At 67.7% G+C, this 10,944-nt stretch carries 8 protein-coding genes and 1 tRNA gene; 5 read left to right on the plus strand and 4 right to left on the minus strand.

From position 1 onward, the window contains the following. The first annotated feature begins 163 nt into the window (after positions 1 to 163). The 4 genes from ACMZPQ_RS22365 to ACMZPQ_RS22380 all read left to right on the plus strand — a co-directional run bounded on the left by ACMZPQ_RS22365 (position 164) and on the right by ACMZPQ_RS22380 (position 4,592). Complete coding sequence (locus ACMZPQ_RS22365; RefSeq protein ID WP_197580939.1) at positions 164 to 1,120, plus strand: aldo/keto reductase; 957 nt, start codon at positions 164 to 166, stop codon at positions 1,118 to 1,120. A gap of 643 nt (positions 1,121 to 1,763) precedes the next feature. Then, positions 1,764 to 1,835 (plus strand) — tRNA-Arg (locus tag ACMZPQ_RS22370). Between the two features lie 354 nt (positions 1,836 to 2,189). Next, positions 2,190 to 3,314: a slipin family protein gene (locus tag ACMZPQ_RS22375; protein ID WP_008265993.1), complete on the plus strand. Its 1,125-nt coding sequence runs from the start codon at positions 2,190 to 2,192 to the stop codon at positions 3,312 to 3,314. Positions 3,315 to 3,371: 57 nt separating this feature from the next. Then, on the plus strand, positions 3,372 to 4,592 hold the full coding sequence (locus tag ACMZPQ_RS22380) for an RtcB family protein (protein WP_197580936.1): 1,221 nt from the start codon (positions 3,372 to 3,374) through the stop codon (positions 4,590 to 4,592). A gap of 120 nt (positions 4,593 to 4,712) precedes the next feature. Here ACMZPQ_RS22380 and ACMZPQ_RS22385 read toward each other — a convergent pair whose 3' ends face one another. The 4 genes from ACMZPQ_RS22385 to ACMZPQ_RS22400 all read right to left on the minus strand — a co-directional run bounded on the left by ACMZPQ_RS22385 (position 4,713) and on the right by ACMZPQ_RS22400 (position 8,527). After that, complete coding sequence (locus ACMZPQ_RS22385) at positions 4,713 to 5,333, minus strand: ParB-like protein (RefSeq protein ID WP_197580935.1); 621 nt, start codon at positions 5,331 to 5,333, stop codon at positions 4,713 to 4,715. Continuing rightward, a complete protein-coding gene (locus ACMZPQ_RS22390) occupies positions 5,330 to 7,000 on the minus strand; it encodes a SulP family inorganic anion transporter (RefSeq protein ID WP_197580934.1) in 1,671 nt (556 codons plus the stop codon). Before ACMZPQ_RS22390 ends, ACMZPQ_RS22385 begins: the two co-directional genes overlap by 4 nt. A 176-nt stretch (positions 7,001 to 7,176) precedes the next feature. Further along, positions 7,177 to 8,082: an NAD(P)/FAD-dependent oxidoreductase gene (locus ACMZPQ_RS22395; RefSeq protein WP_197580933.1), complete on the minus strand. Its 906-nt coding sequence runs from the start codon at positions 8,080 to 8,082 to the stop codon at positions 7,177 to 7,179. Continuing rightward, positions 8,072 to 8,527, minus strand: a complete 456-nt coding sequence (locus ACMZPQ_RS22400; protein ID WP_197580932.1) for an Rrf2 family transcriptional regulator — start codon at positions 8,525 to 8,527, stop codon at positions 8,072 to 8,074. The genes ACMZPQ_RS22395 and ACMZPQ_RS22400 overlap by 11 nt, the downstream gene beginning before the upstream one ends. A 184-nt stretch (positions 8,528 to 8,711) precedes the next feature. Here ACMZPQ_RS22400 and ACMZPQ_RS22405 point away from each other — a divergent pair, with 184 nt between their 5' ends. After that, positions 8,712 to 10,832, plus strand: coding sequence for a methyl-accepting chemotaxis protein (locus ACMZPQ_RS22405; protein WP_197580931.1), 2,121 nt, complete (start codon positions 8,712 to 8,714; stop codon positions 10,830 to 10,832). Positions 10,833 to 10,944 lie beyond the last annotated feature (112 nt).

The following is a 10,944-nucleotide window of genomic DNA, read 5'->3' on the forward strand; positions in this document are numbered from 1 at the left end:
GACTCCAGCGGAAGATGCGGCGAGACTAGCAGTCGCGGCGTCCCAGGTGTTCACAAAACGTTAGCCGGAGGCCTGCGGCGGAACACTGTTTTGTGGTCGCCGCCGCAGCGCGGTCACACAACGCGTTCTATTCTGGAGCACTTCCCCCAAGGAGTCCGTGCCCATGACGGCAACCCGCGAACTGGGCCGTTCCGGCCTGCATGTACGTCCGCTCGCCTTCGGTGGCAACGTGTTCGGCTGGAGCGCCGATGAGAAGGCCAGCTTCGCCCTGCTCGATGCCTTCGTCGACGCCGGCTTCAACCTGGTCGACACCGCCGACGTGTACTCGGTGTGGGTGCCCGGCAATGCCGGCGGCGAATCGGAAACGCTGATCGGCAAATGGTTTGCCCGCAGCGGCAAGCGCGACAAGGTGGTGCTGGCGACCAAGGTGGGCAAGTGGGCCGAGCGCCCCGGCCTGACCCCGGACAACATCAATGCCGCCGTCGAGGATTCACTGCGCCGCCTGCAGACCGACGTGATCGACCTGTACCAGGCCCACGAGGATGACGAGTCGACGCCGCTGGAAGCCACGCTGGCCGCGTTCGGCCGCCTGATCGAAGCCGGCAAGGTGCGCGCCATCGGTGCCTCCAACTACAGCGCCACGCGCCTGGCCGATGCGCTGAAGGTGTCCACCGACTACAAGCTGCCGCGCTATGAAACCCTGCAGCCGGAGTACAACCTGTACGACCGCGCCGGCTATGAGAAGGAACTGGAACCGTTGGTGCAGCGCGAGCAGATCGGCGTGATCGGTTACTACGCGCTGGCCAGTGGCTTCCTCAGCGGCAAGTACCGCACGGCAGCCGATGCGGCCAAGAGCCCGGCGCGTGGCGAGAACGTGGTGAAGCGCTATCTGAATCCGCGTGGCCTGCGCATCCTGCAGGCACTGGATGACGTGGCCAGCAAGCACAACGCCAGTGCCGCGCAGATCGCACTGGCATGGCAGATCGCACGGCCATCGATCACCGCACCGATCGTCAGCGCCACCAGCGTAGAGCAGCTGCACGACCTGCTGGCGGCGGCCGACGTGTCGCTGAGCGTGCAGGATGTCGCGCAACTGGACGCCGCCAGCGTCGAAGGCTGAGGTGTTGTGCCGGTCGCTGGCCGGCATCGCACAACAGCGAAGAAAATAATTGAACAAAATGGTTGCGCACGACTAAATCGTGGTTTATCGTGCGCACCTCGTTTCAACAACCACTGGAAACTTTCCTTGAACGCGCATTCCGTCGCCATCGCCAAACTGCTGCCATGCCTGCGCATGGACGTGCTGGCGCGCGCGTTCGGCAAGGAAATCCAGCTGACAACGGCCTGATACCCGCCCTGCGGAGATCGGCCACCCCGATCTCCGAGGCCTGACGACGCCCTCGGAACGCAAGTCCCGGGGGCGTTTTCGTTTGCGTCGGCACAAGGACCCGCGATGCCAGAACTGCACCCCGCGCGGCAACCCGCCGCTCACTGACCCGGTTTTTCCGCCCCGCCGAAGGATTTGTTTCGCGCGAACGGCGACGCCTGGACATTATCTGCATCGCACCCAAACATTATCGCTCGCGATAATGTCGGCGGCCTGCACCCTCGATTTTCCAACGGTCCCGTTTCCACCACGGGCTGGTGCGCGCGGCGTTGCCGTGGCGTATGCCGGAGGTCGCGGACAGGCCATCGCCTGGACTGCCTGCTGGACGCAGGCGCCGGTTCGCCGGCACGCGGTTCGATTCCGCGCGGTCCCCAACTGGATAGCTCAGCTTGGTCAGAGCAACGGATCCCTAATCCGTCTGTCGTGGGTTCGATTCCCACTCCAACCACATGACCTCTCACGTCATGACGTGAAGCAACACCCGGGGCGCAAGCCCCAGCGGCCATCGTCGCCTTCCCTGCCTCCGCTTTCGGGCGCGGGCAGGAAGGCAACGGACCACACGCCGGGCCCTGGCCCGTCGCCACCCACTGCTCCGCTCCGCACCGGCGCTGCTTGCCGGCAACGACGATGGCACGGGTGACGACGCGCCGCAGGCTCCGCGTGCGGACCGTCCCGCGATGGCCGCCCTCTTCCGCCGGCTGCACACGCTGTGCAGCCGGCCACGCCACGACCTGATCGGCCCGGGTCATGGCGTTTCATCGCATCGGGTCGAACCACCAGAGCCATACAAGGAGAGACTCCCATGTTCTGGACCATCAAGGTCGTGATCGGCGACGGCGAGCGCGGCCTGGTGTATCGCAACCGTCGTTTCCAGCAGATCCTGCTGCCGGGCGTGCACCGCCTGTCGCCGTTCGGCGGCCGCCCGCACGTGGACATCCACACCGCTTCGAAGGGCGCGGCCTACACCGGCAGCGACCAGGACAGCCTGATCGAGGCACTGGGCGCGACGCTGGACACGCACTTCGTGCTGGCCAATGTCGGCGCCACCGAGGTCGGCCTGTTGCTGCGCAATGGCCGCATCGATGAAGTGTTGCCGCCGGGCAGCCGCCGCCTGTATTGGCGGGGTTCGGTCGACACCCAGGTGCGGGTGATGGCGCTGGGTGACGAGCCGCGCATTGCGGTTGACGTGCAGCAGCGCCTGGGCCAACTGGGTGTGCTGCCGCGTGTGGCCGTGATCAGCACCGTGCCGAGCGAGTCGGTCGGCCTGCTGTTCATCGATGGCACGCTGCGGCAGACGCTGGACGCCGGCCTGCACGCGTTCTGGAACTTCAACGGCAACGTGTCGGTGGAGCGTGTGGAGCTGCGTGCACGTTCGCTGGACGTGTCCGGCCAGGAGCTGCTCAGCCGCGACAAGGTGACCCTGCGGGTGAACCTGGCCGCGACCGTGCAGGTGGTTGACCCGGTGCGTGCACACCGCACGCTCAGCAATGCCGACGAGTTCGTCTACCGGCAGCTGCAGTTCGGCCTGCGCCAGGCGATCGCCGCGCGCAGCCTGGACGAGCTGCTGGGCGACAAGGCGGCACTGGACGGCGAGATCGCCGCGCATGTGCAGGCCGCGATCGAGGGCCACGGCGTGCGGTTGCTTGGCGTGGGCATCAAGGACGTGATCCTGCCGGGCGAGATGAAGGAGATCCTCAACGGCGTGGTGCTGGCCGAGAAGCAGGCCCAGGCCAGCGTGATCCGCCGTCGCGAGGAGGCCAACGCCACGCGTTCGCAGCTCAACACCGCAAAGCTGATCGAGGACAACCCGGTGCTGATGCGCTTGAAGGAGCTGGAGGCGCTGGAGAAGGTCACCGAGAAGATCGACACGCTCACCGTGTTCGGCGGCCTGGATGGCGTGCTGAAGCAGTTGGTGACGATCAGGTAGGGGGCAGCGGCGGCGCAGGGACGCGCCGCCGGCCCATCAAGGACATTCAAGAAGACAATGGACACTCAACACAATTATCAATGGCTGCACGCCGAGGGCACCACGCCGATCAAGGGCTGGGTCAACGGGGTACCGCTGGAAGCGCAGGCGCATGAGCAGCTGCGCAACATCGCCGCGATCCCGTTCGTCGGGCCGTGGGTGGCCGTGATGCCGGACGTGCACCTGGGCAAGGGCGCGACCGTGGGCTCGGTGATCCCGACCCGCGGCGCGATCATCCCGGCCGCGGTCGGCGTCGACATCGGCTGTGGCATGGCCGCCGTGCGTACCACGCTGCGCGCCAATGACCTGCCCGATGACCTGCGGCAGCTGCGCAACAGCATCGAGCGCAGCATCCCGGTCGGCAACGGCCGGGGTGGCGAGCACCAGCGCATGCCCGACAGCATCCACACCCGGCTGGTGCAGTCCGGGCTGGCCGCCGGCCTGGAGAAGATCAAGGACAGGCACCGCCGGATCCGCACCGACAAGCTCGACCGCCAGCTGGGTACGCTGGGCGGCGGCAACCACTTCATCGAGCTGTGCCTGGACGAGACGGATGCGGTGTGGGTGATGCTGCACAGCGGCTCGCGCGGCACCGGCAACCTGATCGGCACCTACTTCATCGAGAAGGCGCGTGAGGAACTGGCCCGGCGCGTGCTCGGCTTCCACCTGCCGGACAAGGACCTGGCGTTCTTCATGGAAGGCGAGCCGCTGTTCGATGACTACGTCGAGGCGGTGTCGTGGGCGCAGGACTACGCCCGGCAGAACCGCGAGGCGATGATGTCGCGCGTGCTGGCCGAGATGCGCCACCGGCTGCCGAAGTTCCAGCTGGCGGCGATGGCGGTGAACTGCCACCACAACTACGTGCAGAAGGAGACGCACCACGGGCAGGCGCTGCTGGTGACGCGCAAGGGTGCAGTGAGTGCCCGCGAAGGAGAGCTGGGCATCATTCCCGGCAGCATGGGCACGCGCAGCTACATCGTGCGTGGCAAGGGCAACCCGGACAGCTTCCACAGCTGCAGCCACGGCGCCGGCCGGCTGATGAGCCGTGGCAGCGCACGCCAGCAGATCACGCTGGCACAGCACCGCGAGGCCACCGCGCACGTGGAATGCCGCAAGGACAGCGGCGTGCTGGACGAGTCACCGGCGGCGTACAAGTCAATCGATGACGTGATGGCGGCACAGCTGGACCTGGTGGACGTGGTGCACACCCTGCGCCAGGTGCTGTGCGTGAAGGGATGAGGGAACGGTGCCGGCCAAGGCCGGCACCCACCACACGGCATTCATGCTCGACCGCTCTGCAGTAGATCCACGCCATGCGTGGATGCAGCGCGGCTGACCACACCAGGCATCCAACTTGGCTCAATCGTGCTCGATGCCGCACCACCCCGGCAGATAACGCGCGTCAGCGTGCCGGGCATGCTCGGTGGCAGTGGCCACCGCCTGCTGGAAATCCCGGCGGATCGACTTACGGGTCATGCGCTGGCGGAAGTAGTCCGCCCACAGGAACTCGGCGAACGGCTGCACCGATTTTGCGTAGCCGCCGCGACGGCGGACTTCGCCGGCCAGCGAACGATGCGGGTCATCGGCCAGGTCCAGCAGCGACTTCGGCATCGCCGACGGTGGCTGGCGCACGCCCTCGGCATCGAACGGATGCGCCCAGCAGTAGCGTTCCATCACCGTCCAGAACAGCTTCCGCGGAAGATGCGAGAGATCGGCCTGTATCGCGGTCAGCACGTGCTCGATGCCCTCATCATGCAGGGCCAGCGCAAGGTGGTGATGGTCGATCAGGTACAGCCGCTCTGACGGCCCCACCACCACCGGCACCATGTGCCGCCCGAGATAGTGTTCCTCGTCCTGCTTCGGCAGCGTCTTCCATTGCGCACGCTTGCGCTGCACCTCCAGCAGGCCCACGCTCATCTGCGTCGGGCGCAGTTCGAGGATGGCGACCGGCGAAAGCCGCGGTTCGGGAATGCGGGTCATGGCGTACCTCGTGTGCGGTAGTGGTCAACGGCCTGTTGCACGCTGTGGCTGGTTCCGTCCGGCCCCAGCAGGGCGGCAATGCCGAAGCGATCCAGCGCCTGCATCGCGCGCAGCGAGCCCAACCGCGCGATGACGAACACGATGCCCTTCTGCTGGCAGAGCCCGATCACCTCGCGCAGGGTCTGCGCGGCGCTGTAGTCGATCTCGACAATGGCACTGCCTTCCAGCACGATCAGCCCGGGCGGCGGCGTCGCCTCGATGCTGGCCAGCAGCTGCCGCTTGAAACTGTCGGCGTTGGCGAACAGCAGCGGTGCCTGGAACGCCAGCACGGTCACGCCGGGTTCGGTCTCACCACGGCTGCCCGGCCACCAGACAGTGCTGCCCGGCAGGCGGGTCAGCGTCAGCATCGGGCTGTGCGCGATCATCCATACGCCATGCAGCAGGGCCAGCCCCACGCCGATCGCGATGCCCGACTGGATCGGCAGGCACACCACCGCCAGGAAGGTCAGCACCGCCAGCAGCGCTTCACCACGCGCGCGGCGGGCGATGTCGATCAGCACGCGCAGGCGGAACAGGCGCACCGCCACGAACAGCAGCACGCCGGCCAGCGCCGCATCGGGAATGGCACCGAGCACGCTGCCGCCGCAGAATGCCAGCAGCATCACCAGTGCTGCGGCGATCAACGCGCCCAGCTGCGAGGTGGCCCCGGCCTCCACCGCCACTGCGGTACGCGGCGGACTGGCATTGACCGGGAACGCACCGAACGCGGCCGACAGCAGGTTGCCGGCACCGACGCCGAGGAAGTCCTTGTTGACGTCGGGCTCTTCCTCGCCGGGAAACGCACGATCGACGGCGGCCACCTGCATGATGATGACCAGGGTCAGCAGCAGGGCCAGCGGCACCAGCGTGGTGAAGGTCGCCAGCGGGGGCAGCTGCCACGCGGGCGGATACGGTGACACCGCGCCGAGCGTCGCCACGCCGAGGCGTTCGGCGCCCAGCGTAGCGACCAGCACGGTGGCGATGGCCACGGCGATCAGCGCGCCGGGAATGCGTGGATTGATCCGGTCGCACAGCGCCATGGCCAACAGCACGCCGAAGCCGATCACGGTCGGCAGCAGCTGTGCCCGTGGCAGTGCCAGCAACAGTTCATACAGCCGCTCCGGCAGCTCACTGGACGGCAGGCTGACACCCAGTGCCACCGGCAGCTGCGAAGCGGCGATGTGCACTGCAATGCCGCCGAGGAAGCCGGTCACCACCGGCACCGACAGCAGCGCGGCCACCACGCCGATGCGCAGCAGCGCTGCCAGCGCGAGGAACACACCCACCAGCAGCGCCAGCACCACGGCACTGCCGGCCAGCACGCCGGTGTGCTGCGCAGCCATGCCGGCCAGGGTGAGCGCGAAGATCGGCGTGATGGTGGAATCGGCGCCGACGGTCAGCCGGCGGTTGCGACCCAGCAGCACGAAGCCGAGCGTGCCGCCGACGAAAGCGTAGAAGCCAACCTGCGGTTCGAAGCCACCGAGCCGGGCCGTCGCCATCTGCTCGGGCAGGGTGATCGCGGCCAAGGTGATACCCGCGATCGCATCGCGGGTGGCCTGCGCCGGCCGCCAGCCGCGCAGCCCCTGCAGAGGGGCCAGCAGCGATCGGAGGCGGTTTGCTTCGTCCATGCCGGGTTCGGGCGCGCGGGTACGTTGCAGCCACTATCGACGTTGGGAAGTGGAAATGGCGTCAGCGGTCAGATCCGTTTCTGCTTGTGGGATCCGACCCCGAGGGCGCAGTAGATCCACGCCATGCGTGGATGGAACGGCGCCGACCAGGGTCGGCCTCTACAGAACAAGCCCGATCATCGTGGCACGCTGTCTTCGCTCACCAGGGCATGGTGCATGCCGATTCCCGCGCGCACCCCTTCGGCGGTGGCCAGGGTGATGTTGCCGACCGTGGTCGCATCGCCTGCGGCATATACGTTCGGCACCGAGGTCTGCTTCATCGCATCGACCTCGATCAGCACGCCCAGCGGGCTCTCGGCCAGCGTGCAGCCCAGCCGCTGCACCAGCGGCGTGGCCATCGCCTGGGTGGCCGGCACGAACAGCGCACGCTGGGCGATGCGACGGCCATCGGCCAGTTCCACTTCCAGCCAGCTCGGCTGGTCGCCCTGCACGCCCCGCACCGGCGAGGTCTCGATCTGCACGCCGCGCTGCTGCATGGCGGCGCGTTCGTCCTCGGTGATCGGCAGGCCTTGGCTGAAGAAGGTGACATTGCCCCAGTCGGCGAACAGCGGCGCCTTGCCGGCCGACATCGGATGACCACCGAGCAGGCCGATCGCACCGCCACCGACTTCATAGCCATGGCAGTAGGGGCAGTGCAGCACGGTGCTGCCCCAGCGCTCGGCCAGGCCGGGCAGGTCCGGCAGCTGGTCGGCGATGCCGCTGGCCAGCAGCAGCTTGCGCGCGGCCAGCACCTGGCCGTCGGCGGTCTCCACTTCAACCCCATCGCGGGTGCTGCGGGCGTGCACCGCATCGGCATGCAGCCAGCGCACGCTGGGGTAGTCCAGCAGCTGCTGGCGGGCGGTTTTCAGCAGCTCGGCGCCGCTGACACCATCCAGCCCCAGCACGCCATGCGAATGGCTGGCGAAGCGGTTGCGCGGCGAACCGGCGTCGATGACGGTGACCGCGCGACGGGCGCGGGCCAGGATCAGGCCGGCGGCGATGCCGGCGTAGCTGCCGCCAACGATGAGCACATCAGGATTCATGGTGACCTTCCAGGGAACGGTGATGGGCGAGATGGCGGGCGAACTCTGCGCCGAGCTGGTCCAGCGTGGCGGCCTGCAGGCGCTGTTCAAGCAGGCGCTGGGCCTCGCGTGCGCCCTCCAGCAGGGCGCTGTTGACCAGCTGCTGGATCGGGCAACCGCCGCCGGAATCGCGGGCACCGACCTGCACCAGCGGCGGCGCGCCTACGGCCAGGTAGATGTCATGCAGGGTGATGGTGGCGGCGTCACGGGCCAGCTGGCTGCCGCCGCCGTGGCCGCGCGCGCTGTGCACCAGGCCGGCCTTGTGCAGCTGTGCCAGCAGGCGCCGGATCACCACCGGATGAGTCGGCAGGCATGACGCCAGCTGTTCGGAGGTGCGCGGTGCGCTCTGGCCGACCAGGTGCGCCATCACGTGCAGGGCGTCGGAAAGCGGGTTCGCGGATTTCATGTAACAACAATAGTTACATTTAAATCCCCTGTCCAGAGTCTGCTTTTGTTCCATCTGGACACATTTGTCCTATGAAACGTTTCCTTCACTTCGCTAAACGAAACACGAATGTGATCAACGTCGCACTTCAGAGGTGATCGAAACCGGTCGATACCGCATCGCCCCTTCCCGAGAGCCCCTTCCGATGAATGCGTCTGTCCGTGCACCCCGCCTGCAGTCCAAGCTGCTCGGCGCGGTTTCCGTTGGCCTGGCCGTGGTCCTGTTGTGCGCCTTGGCAGGTCTTGCTTCCGCCTGGTTGAAGCTGTCCACCGAAGTCCCGCCCGAAGTCGCGCACAGCCGCGATGCCGAGCGCCTGCAGCGCGAGTTCCGCGGCCAGGTGCAGGAATGGAAGAACGTGCTGCTGCGCGGGCACGACGACGCGTTGCGCCAGCGTCACCTGGAGGCCTTCGACAGCGAAGGCCGTCTGGTTGAACAATTGGCCAAGGGCCTTGCCAGCAGCCCGGATGCGCGCACGCGCGAGCAGGCGCAGGCCTTCATCGGCCTGCATGCGCAGCTGCAGAAGGACTATCACGCCGCGCTGCAGGCGTTCGCCGAAGCCGGCTACGACCCGGCCGCCGGCGACACCCTGGTGCGTGGCAAGGATCGTCCAGTGGCCACCGCGCTGGATGCGCTGAGCACGCAGGCCACGCAGGTGGCCGAAGCAGCACTGGCGGCGCGTTCGCAGCAGGCGCGGCAGACCCTGCTGCTGTGCGCCGCACTGACCGTGCTGGCTGCGGTGCTGCTGCTGATCGGCCTGGCCTGGTGGTTGCGGCGTGCCGTGGTGCAGCCGGTGCTGGCGGTGGAAGCTGCCGCACGCGCGGTCGCCGCCGGCGACCTGCAGCACGTGGTGCGGGTGAGCAGCCGCGACGAGATCGGACGCCTTGCGCAGGCGATGCAGGCGGTGCAATCCACGCTGCGCGGCGTGCTGGATGCACAGGGCGCGATGGCGCAGGCGCACGAGGCCGGCACCATCAGCCATCGCATGGATGCCAGCACCTTCCCCGGCGCGTTCGGCGAGATGGTGGCCGACAGCAATGCGCTGGTGGATGCGCACATCCAGGTGAAGATGCGCGCGATCGCGATCATGGGCCGCTATGCCATCGGCGACCTCAGCCAGGACATGGAACGCCTGCCGGGCGAGAAGGCGGTGATCACCGAAGCGCTGGATGCGGTCAAGCACAACCTCGGTGCGATCAACGGCGAGATCCGCCGTCTTGCCGAAGCCGCCGCCGCCGGCGACTTCAGCCAGCGCGGCGACAGCGCGCGTTTCGAGCATGATTTCCGCGCGATGGTCGATGGCCTGAACCGCCTGATGCAGGCTACCGAGCTGAACCTGGGCGAGGTCTCCGGCATGCTGCGCGCGATTGCCGATGGCCGCCTCGGCGCACGCATGCACGGCGATTTCCAGGGCGTGTTCGCACGCATTGCCGGCGACGCCAACACCACCGCTGCGCAGTTGGCGACCATCGTCACCGACATCAAGCACGCCTCCGGCAACATCCACACGGCTGCGGCGGAGATTGCCGCCGGCAACAACGACCTGTCACGTCGCACCGAGCAGCAGGCCGCCAACCTGGAAGAGACCGCCGCTTCGATGGAGGAACTGACATCCACCGTGCGGCAGAATGCCGAGCACGCGCGCCAGGCCAACCAGTTGGCGATCGGTGCGCACAGTGTCGCCTCGCATGGCGGCAGCGTGGTCGGCCAGGTGGTGGCGACGATGGGCGCGATCGAGACCTCGTCGCGGCAGATCGCCGAGATCATCAGCGTGATCGATGGCATCGCGTTCCAGACCAACATCCTGGCCCTGAACGCTGCGGTGGAAGCCGCGCGTGCTGGCGAACAGGGCCGCGGCTTCGCGGTGGTCGCCAGCGAGGTGCGCACGCTGGCGCAGCGCTCGGCCGGTGCGGCGAAGGAGATCAAGGCGCTGATCGAGGCCTCGGTGGAACAGGTCGGTCACGGCGCGCAGCGCGTGCGTGAGGCCGGCGACACCATGGCCGAGATCGTGGCCTCGGTGCAACGCGTGACCGACATCATGGCCGAGATCTCCGCCGCGTCGCAGGAACAGAGCGCTGGCATCGAGCAGGTCAGCCAGACCGTGATCCAGATGGATGGCACCACCCAGCAGAACGCTGCGCTGGTGGAAGAGGCCAGCGCCGCTGCGCGCAGCCTGGAGCAGCAGGCGAACCGCCTGATCGACGCCGTGGATGTGTTTGACCTGTCGACCACGGCAGCGGCGAAGGATGCGCTGCAACGCGCAGCCTGATTGATCCGGCTGCCGGCCAGCGGCCGGCACTACCGTGGAGCGCGGACATGGGTAGTGCCCGACCGTTGGTCGGGCGACGACAGGATCGGTGCGGACCTACGGTCCGCACCCA

Source organism: Stenotrophomonas maltophilia (assembly GCF_047497515.2).
GTDB lineage: Bacteria > Pseudomonadota > Gammaproteobacteria > Xanthomonadales > Xanthomonadaceae > Stenotrophomonas.

Excerpts from the sequence above, each read along its gene's own strand:
- ACMZPQ_RS22385 (WP_197580935.1), bottom strand. The coding sequence starts at position 5,333 with ATGACCCGCATTCCCGAACCGCGGCTTTCGCCGGTCGCCATCCTCGAA.
- ACMZPQ_RS22405 (WP_197580931.1), top strand. The coding sequence starts at position 8,712 with ATGAATGCGTCTGTCCGTGCACCCCGCCTGCAGTCCAAGCTGCTCGGC.
- ACMZPQ_RS22400 (WP_197580932.1), bottom strand. The coding sequence starts at position 8,527 with ATGAAATCCGCGAACCCGCTTTCCGACGCCCTGCACGTGATGGCGCAC.
- ACMZPQ_RS22375 (WP_008265993.1), top strand. The coding sequence starts at position 2,190 with ATGTTCTGGACCATCAAGGTCGTGATCGGCGACGGCGAGCGCGGCCTG.
- ACMZPQ_RS22365 (WP_197580939.1), top strand. The coding sequence starts at position 164 with ATGACGGCAACCCGCGAACTGGGCCGTTCCGGCCTGCATGTACGTCCG.
- ACMZPQ_RS22380 (WP_197580936.1), top strand. The coding sequence starts at position 3,372 with ATGGACACTCAACACAATTATCAATGGCTGCACGCCGAGGGCACCACG.
- ACMZPQ_RS22395 (WP_197580933.1), bottom strand. The coding sequence starts at position 8,082 with ATGAATCCTGATGTGCTCATCGTTGGCGGCAGCTACGCCGGCATCGCC.
- ACMZPQ_RS22390 (WP_197580934.1), bottom strand. The coding sequence starts at position 7,000 with ATGGACGAAGCAAACCGCCTCCGATCGCTGCTGGCCCCTCTGCAGGGG.